Genomic DNA, 16228 nt, shown 5'->3' with positions numbered 1-16228 from the left:
TTCGGCCCCTGCCCGCAGGCGCGGAGCGGTTTGTCGTTGCACGCGCAGCGGGCAGGTGGCACGGCCCGCTCTGACGGGGGTCAGCGCCAGTGACGATACTTCAGGAAGTCGAGAAACTCGTGGTGCGCCTCGCGCCCGAGCCGGTCTGCGATGCCTGCCTGACGGATACCCTCGGGCTCAGCGTCCTGCACCATGCCGACCACGCGGTGCGCGAACTTGCCGGTTCCAACGGCTTCGAACTCAGCAAGGACGAATGCAGCCTGTGCGGCGAGACGCGGATGGTCATTCGCCGCCGCTGATCTGGCGCAGCCGATGCGCCCCGAACATCGCTGAAGACCGTGGAGAACTGAGCACGGATACTCGCCAGTCAGCGATCGACGCAGCATGATGGCAAACCTCGGTGCGGCTTTTTGCCGCATGAGTTCAGGCAGGCAAGAGCGCGATGGCAAGGGATCATTTCGTCTCCCAGGTGCATCTGAAGAACTTCTATGCCTCGTCGCTGGGCGGCCGCAAGATGTACGGGTTCAGCAAGTCCAGCGGAAAGCGTTTCCCCTGCGGCTCAGAGGACGTCTGCCGGATCGAAGAAGGCAGCACCAATGCCTTCCTGCCCGAACCCCGCCTCGTCGAGGAGTTCCTGAAATCGGTGGAGCCAGGCTACAACGCCGCCTGCACCGCCCTGCGAGCCGGGCCGATCCTTCCCGGACACGTCCGCGTGATCGCGGGGTTCCTCTCCTACGTCATGACCTGCTCGCCGGGTGGGATGCGGCTTGGCACCGAGCCGATGAACTCTCGGCTGAAGCTTGAGATGGCCCTCATGGAAGAGGCGGGACTGTTGTCCGCGCCGCCCCCGGAACTGCCGCCCGCGCTGCGCGAAATGTCGATCGCGCAGCTTGTCGAGGAGGGACATCTCCTGTGCGAAACAGATCCCAAGTATCCGCAGGCGATAGGCATCGCGAGTCTTCTCAGGTTGCTTGGCTTCTTCGGCAACTGCGCGTGGGATATCCTGCTCAACGGCCATGACGACACACCCTTCTTCACCAGCGACTTTCCAGTGGCGGTCGAGGCGACGCCCGATCCGATGGTCGCGAACCGGGTCGTGCCGCTGACGCCGCGACTCGCCATTCGCATCCACCCGCGCCGGGTATCGCCAGGTTCCCTGCCATCGCATCGCGATGGACGCTTTTCGGATTTTCGCTACCGCCGAAGAGAGATTTCCCGGCAGGAGGCGATGGCTGTGAACCGGCTGATTGTCGGCTGCGCCGAGGACCTTGTCTTCGCTTCGCTGGACCGGCCCTGGGTCGGTGGTTTCCTCGAGAGGAACGCGCATTTTCGCCTCGAGGCCGAGACCAGCAACTTGCGATACGAGGGCGGCGGCCTCAGCATTGCCAGGGTCGTCCTGAGACAGCGGCGCGCGCGCCCCGGGATCTGATCCACCTGGATTGCGACCGGCGTCCCTGCGCAGTCCATTGGCCTATGGGCGTCGCCGGTCGGCGCGGTCCGAACCCGGGAGCGGCGGTGCATGGCTCGAGGTACCGTTTGCCGGCTCGCCGCCGCGAGCGCCTCGCCCCCACAGCAACGCCGGAGCGGCCCGTGCTTCGATCTGTCGCCGCCATCCTGCCCGGGGGCTTCGGACTCGTCCGCAGGTGGAACGAGAGGTGGCGGCCTTGTGGCCGCGACTGCTCGTGCGCGCGTCCGCTCGGCAACGGTGTTGCTCCGCAAGGAACGACGCCCCGACGCATTCCCGGCTGCAGGGGCATCGACCTGGGACGGTCGCGGTCCGGCCAAACCATCGCCCTTCGGCTTATTTCCCCGCCCGCAAGCGGGCTCCTCGCGGCGGCGCTGAGCGCCTCAAATAAGCCTTCGGGCTCCGGTCCTTCGCTGACGCTTCGGCCTGCCGGTTAGCCGGACCGCTGGTCCCGTCCCTCGCGGTCTGCCCATCGCCCGGAAATGGTTCGAGCGACATCATCCAAGGAGAAACACCATGCCCGCCATCGGTTTCGTCACACGTGAAGGTCGCGGCTTCAAGGGCCAGCTTCGCACCCTCTCGATCCGCGCCGACATCGAGATCGCCCCCAACTCGCGCAAGGCAGGCGATACCCAGCCCGACTACCTGGTCCGCTCCGGCGGCGCCGAAGTGGGGGCAGGGTGGCTGCGCCGCGCCGAGAGCTCGGGCAACGATTATGTCTCGCTCAGTCTCGCCGCTCCGGAGTTCGGACCGCGCCGCCTCTACGCCAACCTGGGCCGCGCCGCCGGACAGGACGACGACGACGCCTTCGCGATCATCTGGAACCCGGCCGACTGACCCTGCCGCTCCCCCCGCGTCGATCCCGGCGCGGGGGCCTTGCCGCAAAGGATGCGGGCGCCGCTGCCGTGTGGCCGGTCCGGCGATGAGCAGCCCAAGCGCATCCTCTTCCCGGCGCGCGGGCATCCGCTCCTTGGAGCGCGAAGCGGAAGACGCCCGGCCGATTGGGACAACACCGGACGTGCGATGCGGCAGCGTTGCGGGATCTGCTGCGCGAGGTGGGAGCCCTGCCGAGAGGGTGGGGCTCGGCTCGGCAAGTCCAAGTGTGACGGCCGGGTCAGCGGCTGTGCAAGGCCGGCGGCACCTCCAATTTTGCCGCAGGCAATGAGCGTGCTGCGCACGCGAGTCTGTTTGAGTGTCTGCGACAAAATCGGCTCCTCCGCCGCCGCTTCGCGGCGCCCCGGCTGACGCCGGTGCGGCCCTGACAGCCGCTGTCCCGGCCATCCGCAAGGACCTGTCCTCGGTTCGCGGGGACGCGAAACTTGTGGAGGCCATCATGACCATTTTTCATTCGGCGCAGCGCGGTTCGGCTGACAACCGCGTGTTCGGCGCGCTCGTGGCGGGGCTCGACGCCGAGTTCGGCGCGGGCGCGGGCGAAGCACTTGCGCAGCACTACCTGGATGCGGAGGAGCGCGACTTTCTGTGGGACGCACGGATCGACGAACGCTGGCTCGGGACATGCGAGGACGAGGAGGACGCGGATGCGCAGCACGACAGGGTGGCAGTCATCGGCAGGCTGCAGGGCACCTGGTACACGGCGGTGAGCATCGTCGATGGCGAGGGTCGGGCGCAGGACCTGATCGCGCGGTGGGACTGGGAAAGCGAATGCTCTGCCCGGGAGGCCTGGTCAGGGTTGGGCTAGGCTGCGGGACCTGGACCTGGGCTTGGACAGGAACGCGGCGGTGTCGGAACGAGGGCACCGCCGCGTTGATGCCGGAAGGTCGTCCGATGGCACTCAGGCCGCGGCATCGCCGGGGGCATGCGCCGTGTTGTCGACTGCGCCAGCACCGGTCCTGGCTGTTGTCGCCCCCTCCGTCAGGGCAGGTTTCCTGCTCGCTGCCGCACGCACCGAAGACGGAGCGGGCGATCCATCATCCCGTGATATGGCCTTCATCGCTGTGATTGCCTCTGCCCCTCCCACGCGGACTGCATGGGCAAGAACGTCGCGGAACTCGCGCTCGCTCAGGCGTTCCACCGGTAGGTCGCTCACCAGTGCAGCGTAGCTGGCGCGCACACTGAGGCGTACCGTCTCGGCTTCCCCGGCAAGTGTGCGCTGATCGGCCTCGATCTTCGCGAGCCGCTCACGGTCAGTCATCCTGGGCATCGTCATATCTCCTTCGCTTCGAAGGAGGTCATCCCGCCGGCACCACTATTCCAGACCGGTGGTGGGATGGCAATCGCCCGGATCGGGATTTGCCGCGCGCCTGGAAACGAAGACGAAGAAAGCGGCCTGAAGGAAGTGGCACCGTCACTTTGACCGATAGGCGCAGTCGCGAAGCGCACTGCGGGAGGGGGACGCACGCCGGAGGCGAAAAGTAATGCACCGTACGCACGGGTGCTGCGGGCGCGAATCGGCCGGAATGCGTGTGTTCACGGGGCGGCGCGCAGCGGCTGCCGCTCCGCAAACTACGCGTCATACCGGCTGCCGCGCGGCGATCCCGATCAACCAAGCCACTGATGCGGATTGGCACTTTTTGGCAGCCGGCGGCAGTTTTCATGAACGCTTGAGATCGATGCGTCATACCGGTAGTATGGTGAGGCTTCATCACCAAACTGGCGAGCCGGACCAAGGAGTCCGCCGCTTGGCACGTATCACCATTCGCATAGACGACGAGCTCTATGCGCACCTCGCAGGCCAGGCGCTCGTCGCCGGGCAGGGGACGGCAACGTACTGCCGCAGTGTCCTGGAGCGTTTCGAGGGGCGCGATCCTTCGGGCTACCATGCGCGCTTCGACGAAGTCCACGCGAGCGTGATCCAGACCCTGGCGATCCTCGCCACATCGGTCGGCGAGCGCTCGCCCGATCTCCTGCGCAAGGGGCAGGCCCAGGCGCGCCGGTTGCTTGACGACAGGGGGCTGCTCGATCCCGCGCAGGACCGTTCATGAGCATCTTCCGGCACGATACGCTCGGCTCGTGGACACGCGGTGGACAGGCTATCGTCCACAATGTGCGCATGACCACGCAGGTATTCTACCAGACCGTTCTGGCCTGCTTCGTCGTCTGGATCGGCGGGATCATCTGGTACGCCCTCGAGAAGTCGAGTGAGTACGAGCGCTTCGTTCTCGTCAAGCTCGGGCAGGCCATCCTCATGGGGGACGCGGTTCCGGGCAATGTGACGCCGGTCCTCTTCCGCACCCCCAGCGGGCTGCAGTACTGGACCTCTCCGCGCGATCTGCTGGAGTCGGACATCGCCCGCCGTACGCTCGCCGCGTTCGAGACCCATCTCCTGTACGGTGCGGGGTTCTCGGGCATCTTTGCCCTGGCAATGCTGGCTTGGGCCTGGTTCTACTTTACCCGGACGGGGCGGGGCCTGGGATCGAACCAGTTCCTGCGCGGCGCCCATTTCGGCACGGTCCGGCAGGTGCGCCGTGCCCTCTGGCGCCATGCGCGAGGCAGCTTCGCGATCGGCGGGGTCGACGTGCCCGACGCCTTCGAGCCCGAGCACATCCTGCTGTGCGGGGCGCCCGGGACCGGCAAGACCAACATCATCGTCAAGATGCTGGGCGGCATCCGCCAGCGCGGCCGCCGCGCGATCGTCTATGACACGGCCGGGACGTTTGTGGAGAAGTTCTATCGGCCCGGCATCGACGTTCTGCTGAACCCGCTCGACGCCCGCGCAGACGGCTGGTCGCCGTGGGTCGATGTGCCGCGCGAGTATCACTACGAGCAGATCGCGGAATCGACGATCCCCGACAAGTCCGGCGATCCCTTCTGGGCCAAGGCCGCTCGCGGCACGCTGGTCGCGGTCCTGCGCAAGCTCGCGGCGCAGGAGCGCATGCTGGTCTCGATCCTGCTCGACACGCTTGTGCGGTCCAAGCTGAAGGAGCTTGCCGCCTTCGCTGCCGGGACCGAGGCCTCGGCGTTCATCTCGACCGAAGGCGAACGCACCAGCGCCGGCATACAGGCCGAGCTTGCCTCGGTGATGCGCAGCTTCGCCTACCTCGACGACACCGCGGACGGCTTGTCCATCCGCGACTGGGTCTCCGACGAGGAGGGCGACAGCTGGCTGTTCATCACCGTCAAGGCCGACCAGCTTCCCTCGTTGCGCCCGCTAATCACGGTGTGGCTCGACATCGCCATAAGCGCGATCATGAGCCTCACGCCCGACCGCAACCGGCGCCTGTACTGCGTGATCGATGAACTGCCGACCCTGCAGAAGCTGCCGTCGCTGTCGGACTTCCTGGCCCGCGCGCGCAAGTACGGCGGCTGCGGCATTCTCGGCTTCCAGTCGTACCCCCAGCTCGAGGCGACTTACGGCCTACAGGATGCCGCCGCGATTACCGGGTACTGCTCGACGTGGGTGGCATTGCGGGCCAACGACACCCCGACTGCCAGGCACGTTTCCGAAAATCTGGGCCAGGTCGAGCAAGTCGAAGCCAACGAGGGCATGTCCTACGGGGTGAACGACATGCGCGACGGCGTGAACCTCTCACGCATGCAGGTCACGAGGCCCCTCGTCATGCCGACGGAAGTGACCAACCTGCCCAATCTCTCCGGTTATCTGCGCTTCGGGCGGAGCCTGCCGGTCGTACGGTTCGAGGACAGCTACAACACCGTGGCTTCGATCGCGGAGGCATTCGAGGAACGCGATACACCTCCAGTCCGCCTTGCGGTGGCGACACGCATGCTGTCGGCACCCCCGGATCACAAGGATCCGGTGCCGCTGGACGGCTCCGGCTGTGGCGGGTGGGTTGAGCCTAGCGCGGCCGCGCCGCTGTCACAGGAACCAGTTGAGGCCCCACGCGAGGAAGAACGCGGCGAACCCGCACCATCGATGCCTGGCGACCCATCGACCGAGGAGTTCTCCTCGCATCCAGCTGCGGTCGATGCCGAGAGCACAGTCGGCGATGGTGCGCGGCAGGGCGGGGATGGAGCCGCCGCTTCTTCGTCGATAGAGCTTCTGGGGCGGCCGGCTGGTTTCCGTCTGCACCAGCATGGCCGCCACGGCGGGGCGCGAAATGCCGCGAGGCCCGCATGATCCACCCGCGCCGCCTCAAGGGCTCGGCGAGCAATATCGCCCGCTACTACGCCATCGGCGACTATTATTCGAAGGGGGCGGGCGAACATTCCGAGTGGGGAGGCGCGATCGCCGCTGACCTTCACCTGGAAGGCAAGGTCGACCCGGGGGTCTTGCGCGACTTGCTCGCGGGCCGTGTTGCCGGCCAGCAGCTCGGACGGCTTCTGGCAGACGGATCGCGTCAGCACCACCCCGGCTGGGACTTCGCCGTGAACGCCCCGAAATCGGTGTCGATCATGGCTCTGGTTGCCGGCGACGGGGGGATAATAGAGGCCCATGAGCAAGCGGTGACGCGCGCCCTTGTCTATCTCGAGGAACACGCCGCGCTACGCCGCCGGATCGATGGCGAGGTCACCGAGAAGACGACCGGCCGGCTGCTCTTCGCGCGCTTCTCCGAGCACGCGAGCCGGGAGCTCGACCCGCATCTTCATACGCACGTGGTCGTGCTCAACGTGACCAGCGAGCGCAGCGGCGACAGGTTCGCCAGCCTCGAGACCAGGGCGATGTACGCCGAACAGATGGTGGCAGGTCAGGTGTACCGCAATGAGCTTGCGCACCTCCTTCGCGAGCGGGGATATGAAGTCGACTTCGATCCGCGCAAGGGCCTGTTCGAAATCCGCGGGGTTCCCAAGGACCTGATCGCGGACATGTCGCGCCGCTCCGCGCAGATCGATGCCCATGCCCGGGAGCATGGCCTTGAAGGGCAAGCAGCGCGGCGCAAGTCTTTCTACGAGACGCGCGGCGCCAAGGAGAAAGTCTCGCTTGAGGCCCTGCATGAGCGCTGGCGCGGCCGTCTTGGTCCACATGCCGAGCAGGTTCACCATACCAGGGCGGAGGCCGACAAGATTTCACCCCGCGAGGTTGCGGTCGAGCCCATGCTGGCGGCACGGGCAATGCTGTTCGGGCTGCGCCAGTCGGAAGGTAGCGAAGCGGTCAACAACCTGGGACGCCTTCTGAAAACAGCGCTCTCGTCGCACGTGGGGGAAGTGCGGCTGGACGACGTTCATCCACTGGCGCGGGAGCATGAGTGCAGGCACAAGGTTCTCGCGGTGCGTCACCCGACTGGCGACGAAGTTCATACCCGCGGGCGGACATCTCGCGCCACGGTGCGGCTTGAACTCGCGCTGGCGGACCATCTCGTCCTGGCGCTCGGCGACGCGAAACCCATCGCCGCGAGAGAGGCGCTCGGCGTTGCCGGGGCCAGGCATGGACTGACGCCGGAGCAGCGCCTTGCGCTAGACCATCTTGGTCTGTCTACGGACAGGGTCACCGGGCTACACGGTGTCGCCGGTTCGGGAAAATCCACCCTGGTCGCGGCGCTGCGCGAGGCTGCCGGTGCTCGCACTACCCTTGTTGCGCTGGCTCCGACATCGTCCGCTGCAGCGGAACTCGGAAATCGGGCTGGTATAGAATCGCGCACGGTGGCGAGCCTTCTGGCGACCGGAGGCAGGTCGCTCGGCGAGGATCATGCCCTTATCGTGGACGAAGCCGGACAGCTCGGGAACCGGCAGGCCGTTCGTCTTCTTGAGATTAGCCGCGCAACCGGCGCGCGACTGATGTTCCTTGGCGACACCCACCAGACCGGACCGATCGAACAGGGCAAGCCCTTCTGGCTCATGCTCCGGCTCGGACTATCCAGCGCGCATCTCAGATCGGCAGTGCGCCAGGAAAACGACAAAATTACCCGGGCGGTTACGCTTGCCCGCAGCCGCGATTACGCGGGCTCCCTCAACAATCTCGATGCCGTGAGGAGCGGCGGCACAAACGAGGAGCTTGCCAAGGCGATGGTAGGGGAATGGACGCGGCTGAGACCGGAGAACCGCGCTCGGACCAACATGCTCGTACTGGAGAACGCTACCCGTCTGATCGTCAATTCCAAGGTACGCGAGACGCTGAAGGTCGAGGGCGCTGTCGCTGCGGAAGAAACCCGGCTCGCGATACTTTCTCCGGCCGGCATGACCGCGCAAGAGAAGCACTTCGCACGCTTCTACACCCGCGGACAAGTCGTCGTATTCTCGCGCGACGACTTGGGTCTCGGCATCGCACGGGACGCCGAGTACCGCGTCCAGAGTGCCGGCCGGAACGGGCGGGGACGCCAAGTGGTCACTCTGGTGGACGAAAAGGGGCGCCGGATCGACTGGGACCCGCGCCTTGGCCGAGCGTCGCGGATCAACGTCTTCAAGGAAGATGTCCGTAATCTTGCCGGCGGAGACCGTATCCAGTGGCGCCTCGTGAACCACGAACTTGGTATCCGAAACGCGGAGCGCGGCACGGTCGAGCGGATCGATGGAACGATCGCGACGATCCGGTGGGATCGCGATGCGCGGGTGCAGGATCTCGATCTTTCCGTGCACAGGACCTGGGACCATGGCTATTGCGAGACGGTGTATTCTGCCCAGTCGAAGACCTACGACCGGGTCTTCGTGCTCGCGCCGGTCGCGTCCCCTCTCGTGACCGGACAGAACTTTTACACCGCGATCACGCGGGCGCGGTTCGGTGCGAAGCTGTGGACCGAGGACCGTGATCGTCTGGTCGATCGTCTGTTGCGCAGATCCGGCGAGAAGACCTCCGGGATCGAAGGGCTGGGCCGCATCGGCCGGGACAGCGCCGCGGCCCGGGCCGAGCGTCATCATGAACGTTTAGCCCGGATTCGCGAGAGCCAGATCGCGCAAAGGCGCGAGCGCGGCGCCGTCGTAAACCGAAGCGGCCCGGTGGCGGCCGGCTCACAGCGCAGCGACGTGCCGATCCGTCTCGCCGAAGACGCGCACTCGATTGTGCAGATCATCGACAGATGGCTGAGAGCCGCCGCCGATCGCCATCGCGGCCCCGACGATAAAAATCTTAATGCCGGAGAATCCGAGCGCCAGTCAGCTGGCGGCAAGCCGGACCGGTCGCTTGCCGCACCGCGTTCCGGAGGAGACAGCCATGAACGCTGATCGGATCGTGGTCGCAGCGCTGCTTATGGCAGCGATTGCCTTCGTGCGGACGTGCGACGTGCATGCGAGGCCCGTGCCACCTATCGAACACGAGGCCAGGATCGGGATATGTATCCGGGAAGCGGCAACCGGCAAGGTCTGGCTGGAAAGAACACTTTGGGGCCTGCGTGACCAGGAAGCAGGATGGCTCGGAGCGCGGATCGAAAATTCCAACGGCACCCAGGACCTTGGGCCGCTTCAGGTGAACAGCTCGTGGATACCGCGTCTTGCAAAGCTAACGAGACGGTCGCAGCACGAAGTCCGGACATGGCTGTCCAGCGATCCGTGCTTCAATGTCCAGGCGGCGCGCTGGATATTCCTGTCCGGACTTGCAGCGAGCGGGGACTACTGGAAGGCTGTCGGAATCTACCACAGTCCAACGCTCTGGCGGCAGCGGCGCTATGCCGGAAGCGTGGCGTTGCACCTGCGCCGCCGGTTTGGCGAGGCCGTCTTCGGACGGTAGTAGCAGGGAAACATATTGCCGAGCGCCCTGACTGGCGCTCGTCCGAGGCTCTGCGGTTTCGGGTCACCGGGGCATGCGTTCAGCGGCCGACAAGACGCGCTGCACCGCCGCCGTCGAGAACGGCTTGAAGCCAGGCCCCGAATGCACGGACTTTTGCAAGTTGCTGAGTTTCCCTGTGGGTCACGAGCCAGAAGGCGCGCTCGAGGCTGCATTCCGGAACGATGCGGGACAGTCCGGGCGCCACGTCGCCGATGAAACATGGCAAGATCCCTATTCCGGCACCGCCTGAAACCATCGCATACTGGGAGTTGATGCTGCTCGATCTCAGGGAGACCTTGAGCTGGGGATGGATCTCGTCCGCGTAGCGCAGCTCGGGCGCTGTGAGAAGATCCGGGATGTAGCCAACGAGGCGATGGGCCGTCAGTTCCCCGAGGTCGGCGGGCACACCATGCTCGGCAAGATATCTGTCGCTTGCATAGAGGCCAAGCCGGTACGGCGTGAGCTTGCGGGCGACAAGCGGTCCGGCCTGTGGACGCGAAAGATAGATCGCCATGTCTGCTTCACGCCTCGACAGGTTCAGATAGCTGCTGCTCGCGACGAGATCGACAATGATGTTAGGGTAGAGGTCCGCGAATGCCGACAGGCGCGGTGCCAGGAACCAAGATGCGAAGCCCTCGGACACGCTGATCCGCAAGGTGCCTGCGGGGCCGCCTCCGCTTGTTGCAAGGGACGCAATGCTTCCCGCCGCGAGGGCCATGGTTTCCACATGGGCGAGAAGTGCTTCGCCTGCCTCCGTAAGCACCTGACCCTCGCGCGTCTGTTCGAACAGGATCTGGCCCATACGGGCCTCGAGCCTTCGCAGGCGACGTCCGGCCGTGGTGGCATCGATACCCATGCTTCGCGCTGCACGTGCCATCTGACCCTCGCGGGCGATGGCGAGAAAGGTCTGATAGTCGTTCCAGTCTGATACCTGCATATATGCAGGTAGTGGTCGCACAAATGCAGTTTGCCTGCAACATCGCACGCTCGTTAGGGAGAGTTCAAACTATTGCTGTCGGCCGCTGCCACTATTGGCATTGGCGTGGCCAGCGCTGGGATGAAGGATATTGCCATGGCCACTGCCGAACTGATCGCCGAAACCCCCGTCGCCGCCGAAGTCGCCGAACTGGTCGCCCGTTCGCGCGCCGCGCAGGCGCAGATCGAGAACGCTACGCAGGAGCAGGTCGACACCTGGATCCGCGGCATGGTTTACGCCGTGTGCAAGCCCGGCATGGACGAGGAAATCGCCCGCGAGACCGTGGAAGAGACGCAGCTCGGCAACTACGAGGGCAAGTTCAAGAAGATTTCGGTCAAGACCCGCGCCACCCTCTACGACATCATCGACGACAAGTCGGTCGGCGTGATTGACGAGATCCCCGAGCGCAACATCGTCAAGCTGGCCAAGCCGGTCGGCGTGATCGGTGCGCTCTCGCCCTCGACCAACCCCGAGGCCACCCCGGTCATCAAGGCGATCAGCGCGGTCAAGGGCCGCAACTCGATCATCATCTGCCCGCACCCGCGCGCCAAGTTCATCAACGCCAAGATCTGCAACCTGATGCGCGATGCACTGGTCAAGATGGGCGCCCCCGCCGACCTCGTGATCCCGATCGAGCAGCCCTCGGTCGAAAAGACCAACGAAGTCATGAAGCAGTGCGACCGCATCCTCGCCACCGGCGGCACGCCGATGGTCAAGGCGGCCTATTCGTCGGGCACTCCGGCGCTGGGCGTGGGCGTGGGCAACGCGGTCATCACCGTCGACGACACCGCCGACCTCGATGACGCCGCCGCCAAGATCCTGCTGTCGAAGACGCTGGACTATGCCGCTTCGTGCTCGTCGGACAATGCGGTGATCCTGCTCGACGCGATCTACGACACCATGCTCGAAAAGCTGAAGGCCAAGGGCGGCTTCATCATCGAGGGTGAGAACAAGACCAAGCTGCAGAACGCGATCTGGGAAGACGGCGAGCACATCAACGCCAAGGTCGTCGCCCAGTCGGCCAAGTTCATCGCCGACTATGCCGGCTTCGCGATCCCTGAGGGCACTGCCTTCTTCATCGTGCCGGAAACCGGCTACGGCCCGGACTACAAGTTCTCCGGCGAGAAGATGACCGTCACCATGGCGCTCTACCGCGCCAAGGGCATCGACGAGGCGATCCGCCTGACCAACGCCATCCAGGGCTATCAGGGGCAGGGCCACTCCTGCGGCATTTATTCGCAGAGCGACGCCAACATCATGAAGCTGGCCGAAGGCACCAAGACCAGCCGCGTGATGGTCAACCAGCCGCAGTCGGCCTCCAACTCGGGCAACGTGTGGAACGGGATGCGCCAGACCTTCTCGCTGGGCTGCGGTTCGTGGGGCGGCAACGGCACCAACAACAACGTCACCTGGCGCGACCTCATCAACGAGACCTGGGTGTCGAAGCCGCTGGCGCAGCACAAGGTGATCCCATCGGACGAGCAGCTCTTCGGCAGGGACATCATCGCGCTGGTAGGTTAAACGAGAGGATCGGGCATACACTATGACCGCAAACATCATCCTGCTGGGCCCCCCGGGTGCGGGAAAGGGGACGCAGGCACAGCGTCTGGTCGAACGCTTTGCCATGCGTCAGTTGTCGACCGGCGACATGCTGCGCAAGGCGATCCGTGAGGGGACTCCTACCGGCATGGTTGCGCAATCGGTGATCGAGCGTGGAGAACTGGTGTCCGATTTGCTGGTTTCGGCACTGATCGGAGATGAACTCGACGCAATGGGGTCTGGCACGGGCGCGATCTTCGACGGCTACCCGCGGACCCAGGCCCAGACGGTCTCGCTGGATGAGCTGCTCGCGGCTCGTGGTCGCACTCTCGATCACGTCATCGAGTTGGGCGTGGACGAGGGCGTGCTCGTCGAACGTATCTCGGGGCGTTTCGCGTGTGCAGGTTGCGGCAGGGGCTATCACGACAGCTTCGCACGGCCGATACTGGAGGGATTTTGTGACGCCTGTTCGAGTGACGTGTTCGTTCGTCGACCGGATGACAACGAGACCGTCGTGCGCACGCGCTTGCTCGAGTACAGGACCAAGACGGCGCCAATCATCGAAATCTACCGTGCGCGCGGGTTGGTCCGCACGATCGACGGGATGCTGGGTGTAGGCGAAGTGGCGGCATCGCTTGATGCGATCCTCATCGACGACCGCACGGCGCGGCGATCTGATTGATCGAGGAAGACCCGCAGTCACGCGCACAAGACGGCACCGCCGCGAACACACTGGAATTGGCATGAAGATCGCATTCATCGGCCTGGGCAACATGGGCGCTGGTATGGCAGCCAACCTTGCCAAGGCCGGACACGACGTTCGGGCGTTCGACCTTTCGGCGGATGCGCGGGCCAAGGCGGAGGCTAACGGCTGCAGCACATTTTCCGCGATTGGCGATGCCGTCACGGCGGCAGATGCAGTCGTTACGATGTTGCCGAACGGCGCAATCGTGAAGGCGGTCTACACCTCGGATGTGATCGGTAGCGCGCCCGCTGGAGCCCTTTTTCTCGACTGCTCGACAATCGACCTGGCTACGACGCGCGAGGTTGCCGCACTGGCGAGCGGGGCGGGGTATGAAATGGTCGATTCACCGGTTTCCGGGGGCGTGGCGGCGGCCAATGGCGGGACGTTGACGTTCATGGTCGGTGGCTCGCTGGAGGCCTTCGATAGAGCCAGCGCTGTGCTGGGTCCGATGGCGAAGGCCATCATCCACGCCGGAGATATCGGCGCCGGGCAGATCGCTAAGATGTGCAACAACATGCTCCTCGGCATCCACATGATCGGGACGTGCGAGGCGCTCGCCCTCGCCGCCAAGGCAGGGCTCGATCCGCAGAAGTTCTTCGAGATCAGTTCCAAGTCGACCGGATACTGCTGGTCGCTCAATGACTACACCCCCGCGCCGGGCATCGGTGCGCCGAGCCCGGCCGACAACGGGTACGCGGGCGGCTTTTCCGCTGCGTTGATGCTGAAGGACTTGCGGCTCGCGATGGACGCGGCTCACGCTGTGCATGCGACTGTGCCGATGGGCGAGCAGGCTGAGGAAGTCTACGCGGCGCTGGTCGCTCAAGGCAATGCCAACAAGGACTTCGGGGTCGTGTTCGCAACGTTGTGATGGGAATGGCCGGTGCGGTGCTACGGCGCCGAAGGCGGTTATTCAGAATAGAACGATGTCGGGGCCGGACAGGCAATCGTTCGCCCGAGCGGTATCTGCCCCACTAAATGAACACTACTGTTGATTAACGGGTGGGGTGATTGCAATTCGCGGTGGTGGGCAGCGCACAACGAGCGCGGCGCCCCTCCATCAAGAGAGTGATCTGCGGATGCCCTGCCTCAAGACCGACGTGCCCGCGCCGGACGAACTCGATATCCCGGCGCTTAAGGCGAAGTACCTCGCCGAGCGCGACAAGCGCCTGCGCCGCGAGGGCGGCGAGCAGTACGTGCGCCCGACCGGGGACTTCTCGGACAACTATGCCCATGATCCCTTCACTCCGGTCGCCGAGCGCGCGCCGCTGGTCGAGGACATCGACGTGGCGATCCTGGGCGCCGGGTTCTCCGGCATCCTTGCGGGCTATCACTTGCGCAAGCAGGGCGTGACCAACGTGCGCAACATCGACCATGCGGGCGGTTTCGGCGGCGTATGGTACTGGAACCGCTACCCCGGCGTGCAGTGCGACAACGACGCCTACTGCTACCTGCCGTTGCTCGAAGAGACGGGCTACATGCCGTCGAAGAAGTTCTCCGACGGCTGGGAAATCCAGGCCTATTGCCAGAAGATGGCCGAGGATTTCGAGCTGGCCGACAAGGCGCTGTTCCACACGCTGGTGGAAGGGATCGTCTGGGACGAATCCATCAAGCGCTGGCACGTCAGGACCAATCGCGGCGACGACATCCGCGCGCGCTTCGTGGTCATGGCGGGCGGCGTGATGAACATGCCCAAGCTGCCCGGCATCCCCGGCATCCACGACTTCAAGGGCAAGATGTTCCACACCAGCCGCTGGGAGCACGACTACAGCGGCGGATCGTGGACCGCACCCGAGCTGGAAAAGCTGCGTGACAAGCGCGTCGCCATCGTCGGCACCGGCGCCACCTCGGTCCAGGCGGTGCCGTACTTGGGCAAGTATGCAAAGCAACTCTACGTGCTCCAGCGCACGCCTTCCAACATCGACGAGCGGCCCAATCCGCCGACCGATCCTGACTGGGCAGCCTCGCTCCAGCCCGGCTGGCAGCGGGAGCGCATGGCGAACTTCCATCGGGGCGCGCAAGCGTTCTTCCTGCCCGGCGAGCCGGACCAGATCTGCGACATCTGGACCGAGATCAGCCGCAACCTGAACCTCGAACTGGAAGCGGACGGCTTCCCCCAGTTGGATATCGGTCAGATCATGGCCCGGCGCGACGTGGTGGACTATCAGGTCATGGAACGCCTGCGCCGCCGCGTCGATGCGATCGTCGAGGACCCGAAAACGGCGGAAAGCCTGAAGCCGTGGTTCCGCTTCATGTGCAAGCGGCCGCTGTCCAACAACGACTACTACCCCACCTTCAACCAGCCCAACGTCAAGCTGATCGACGTCTCCGCCACGCAGGGCGTGGAGCGCATGACCGAGAAGGGCTTCGTCGCCGACGGCGTGGAGTACGAAGTCGATCTGATGATCTTCGCCTCGGGCTTCGAGGTGACGTCGGACCTGAAGCGCCGCTGGGGCATCGCCACCGTCGAGGGCGAGAACGGGTTGTCGATCTACGACCACTGGGAGAACGGCCCGGCCACCCTCCACGGCGTCACCACCGACAAGTTCCCCGGCATGTTCTACATGGGCTACATCCAGGGCGCGACCAACTCCAGCACCACCGAGCAGTTCGGGCGTCAGGCGGAACACCTCGCCTTCATGATCGGGGAAACCTTGCGGCGCGGTGCCGACAAGTTCTGCGCCACCGCCGAGGGCGTCGCCGGCTACGTCGCGCACTGCCGCGCCAACGAGGTCGACATGTCCGAGTTCCAGCAAGGGTGTACGCCCAGCTACTTCAACAACGAGGGCGACAAGGAACTGAAGTGGGCCTTGTTCAAGGGTTATCTGCCCGGCTGGGATGCCTGGCGCGACATGCTGGCGGACTGGCGCCTGTCGCCCGACCTGCCGGGCGTGGCGTTCGAGGCGCGTGAGCCGGTGAACTGAGTTTCAAAGCCCGGAGGAGGGCGGGGCGGCA

General features: G+C 65.2%; 14 protein-coding genes. 12 read left to right on the top strand and 2 right to left on the bottom strand.

The features are described 5' to 3' along the window. Nucleotides 1–89: 89 nt before the first annotated feature. From ACODRZ_RS23805 to ACODRZ_RS23790, 4 genes are all read left to right on the top strand, one after another. Nucleotides 90–299, top strand: coding sequence for a hypothetical protein (locus tag ACODRZ_RS23805; protein WP_036528285.1), 210 nt, complete (start codon nt 90–92; stop codon nt 297–299). A gap of 143 nt (nt 300–442) precedes the next feature. Then, entirely contained in the window at nt 443–1429 is a 987-nt protein-coding gene (locus ACODRZ_RS23800) for a DUF4238 domain-containing protein (protein WP_036528284.1), read from the top strand. Nucleotides 1430–1981: 552 nt separating this feature from the next. Then, a complete protein-coding gene (locus ACODRZ_RS23795) occupies nt 1982–2302 on the top strand; it encodes a DUF736 domain-containing protein (protein ID WP_036528283.1) in 321 nt (106 codons plus the stop codon). 496 nt (nt 2303–2798) lie between these two features. Then, entirely contained in the window at nt 2799–3164 is a 366-nt protein-coding gene (locus ACODRZ_RS23790) for a hypothetical protein (protein WP_271182306.1), read from the top strand. A 93-nt stretch (nt 3165–3257) separates the two neighbouring features. Here the strand turns inward: ACODRZ_RS23790 and ACODRZ_RS23785 are convergent, their stop codons facing one another. Beyond that, the gene (locus tag ACODRZ_RS23785; protein WP_271182305.1) at nt 3258–3626 is read right to left on the bottom strand and encodes a hypothetical protein; all 369 of its coding nucleotides are present in this window, start codon (nt 3624–3626) and stop codon (nt 3258–3260) included. A gap of 478 nt (nt 3627–4104) precedes the next feature. On the opposite strand from ACODRZ_RS23785, the gene ACODRZ_RS23780 reads away from it, so the two are divergent. The 4 genes from ACODRZ_RS23780 to ACODRZ_RS23765 are packed head-to-tail and all read left to right on the top strand — an operon-like array spanning nt 4105 to nt 9977. Then, nucleotides 4105–4407 carry a hypothetical protein gene (locus tag ACODRZ_RS23780; protein WP_271182304.1) on the top strand — a complete coding sequence of 101 codons (303 nt, stop codon included), beginning with the start codon at nt 4105–4107 and terminating at the stop codon, nt 4405–4407. Then, entirely contained in the window at nt 4404–6500 is a 2097-nt protein-coding gene (locus ACODRZ_RS23775) for a type IV secretion system DNA-binding domain-containing protein (RefSeq protein WP_271182303.1), read from the top strand. Before ACODRZ_RS23780 ends, ACODRZ_RS23775 begins: the two co-directional genes overlap by 4 nt. Beyond that, nucleotides 6497–9475: a MobF family relaxase gene (mobF, locus tag ACODRZ_RS23770; RefSeq protein WP_488972483.1), complete on the top strand. Its 2979-nt coding sequence runs from the start codon at nt 6497–6499 to the stop codon at nt 9473–9475. The genes ACODRZ_RS23775 and mobF overlap by 4 nt, the downstream gene beginning before the upstream one ends. Further along, nucleotides 9465–9977 (top strand): lytic transglycosylase domain-containing protein, encoded by a 513-nt coding sequence (locus tag ACODRZ_RS23765; protein WP_271182301.1) that lies wholly within the window; start codon nt 9465–9467, stop codon nt 9975–9977. The genes mobF and ACODRZ_RS23765 overlap by 11 nt, the downstream gene beginning before the upstream one ends. 79 nt (nt 9978–10056) lie before the next feature. Here the strand turns inward: ACODRZ_RS23765 and ACODRZ_RS23760 are convergent, their stop codons facing one another. Next, nucleotides 10057–10953 carry a LysR family transcriptional regulator gene (locus ACODRZ_RS23760; RefSeq protein WP_271182300.1) on the bottom strand — a complete coding sequence of 299 codons (897 nt, stop codon included), beginning with the start codon at nt 10951–10953 and terminating at the stop codon, nt 10057–10059. 135 nt (nt 10954–11088) lie between these two features. On the opposite strand from ACODRZ_RS23760, the gene ACODRZ_RS23755 reads away from it, so the two are divergent. From ACODRZ_RS23755 to ACODRZ_RS23740, 4 genes are all read left to right on the top strand, one after another. Beyond that, nucleotides 11089–12513: an aldehyde dehydrogenase family protein gene (locus ACODRZ_RS23755; protein WP_271182299.1), complete on the top strand. Its 1425-nt coding sequence runs from the start codon at nt 11089–11091 to the stop codon at nt 12511–12513. Between the two features lie 22 nt (nt 12514–12535). Further along, nucleotides 12536–13213, top strand: coding sequence for an adenylate kinase (locus ACODRZ_RS23750; protein WP_271182298.1), 678 nt, complete (start codon nt 12536–12538; stop codon nt 13211–13213). Beyond that, nucleotides 13170–14144 carry a 3-hydroxyisobutyrate dehydrogenase gene (gene mmsB, locus ACODRZ_RS23745; RefSeq protein ID WP_271182297.1) on the top strand — a complete coding sequence of 325 codons (975 nt, stop codon included), beginning with the start codon at nt 13170–13172 and terminating at the stop codon, nt 14142–14144. Before ACODRZ_RS23750 ends, mmsB begins: the two co-directional genes overlap by 44 nt. A gap of 208 nt (nt 14145–14352) precedes the next feature. Further along, a complete protein-coding gene (locus ACODRZ_RS23740; protein ID WP_379525712.1) occupies nt 14353–16197 on the top strand; it encodes a flavin-containing monooxygenase in 1845 nt (614 codons plus the stop codon). The last annotated feature ends 31 nt before the right edge of the window (nt 16198–16228 follow it).

The organism is Novosphingobium sp. FG90 (genome assembly GCF_057808725.1).
The sequence above is the reverse complement of the archived record's forward strand: the minus strand, read 5'-3'. Positions and strand labels throughout refer to the sequence as shown.

What these genes read in the sequence shown, in the direction of transcription:
- mobF (WP_488972483.1), top strand. Translation starts at nt 6,497, where the DNA reads ATGATCCACCCGCGCCGCCTCAAGGGCTCGGCGAGCAATATCGCCCGC.
- ACODRZ_RS23765 (WP_271182301.1), top strand. Translation starts at nt 9,465, where the DNA reads ATGAACGCTGATCGGATCGTGGTCGCAGCGCTGCTTATGGCAGCGATT.
- ACODRZ_RS23785 (WP_271182305.1), bottom strand. Translation starts at nt 3,626, where the DNA reads ATGCCCAGGATGACTGACCGTGAGCGGCTCGCGAAGATCGAGGCCGAT.
- ACODRZ_RS23750 (WP_271182298.1), top strand. Translation starts at nt 12,536, where the DNA reads ATGACCGCAAACATCATCCTGCTGGGCCCCCCGGGTGCGGGAAAGGGG.
- ACODRZ_RS23795 (WP_036528283.1), top strand. Translation starts at nt 1,982, where the DNA reads ATGCCCGCCATCGGTTTCGTCACACGTGAAGGTCGCGGCTTCAAGGGC.
- ACODRZ_RS23790 (WP_271182306.1), top strand. Translation starts at nt 2,799, where the DNA reads ATGACCATTTTTCATTCGGCGCAGCGCGGTTCGGCTGACAACCGCGTG.
- ACODRZ_RS23800 (WP_036528284.1), top strand. Translation starts at nt 443, where the DNA reads ATGGCAAGGGATCATTTCGTCTCCCAGGTGCATCTGAAGAACTTCTAT.
- ACODRZ_RS23755 (WP_271182299.1), top strand. Translation starts at nt 11,089, where the DNA reads ATGGCCACTGCCGAACTGATCGCCGAAACCCCCGTCGCCGCCGAAGTC.
- mmsB (WP_271182297.1), top strand. Translation starts at nt 13,170, where the DNA reads ATGCGATCCTCATCGACGACCGCACGGCGCGGCGATCTGATTGATCGA.
- ACODRZ_RS23760 (WP_271182300.1), bottom strand. Translation starts at nt 10,953, where the DNA reads ATGCAGGTATCAGACTGGAACGACTATCAGACCTTTCTCGCCATCGCC.
- ACODRZ_RS23740 (WP_379525712.1), top strand. Translation starts at nt 14,353, where the DNA reads ATGCCCTGCCTCAAGACCGACGTGCCCGCGCCGGACGAACTCGATATC.
- ACODRZ_RS23775 (WP_271182303.1), top strand. Translation starts at nt 4,404, where the DNA reads ATGAGCATCTTCCGGCACGATACGCTCGGCTCGTGGACACGCGGTGGA.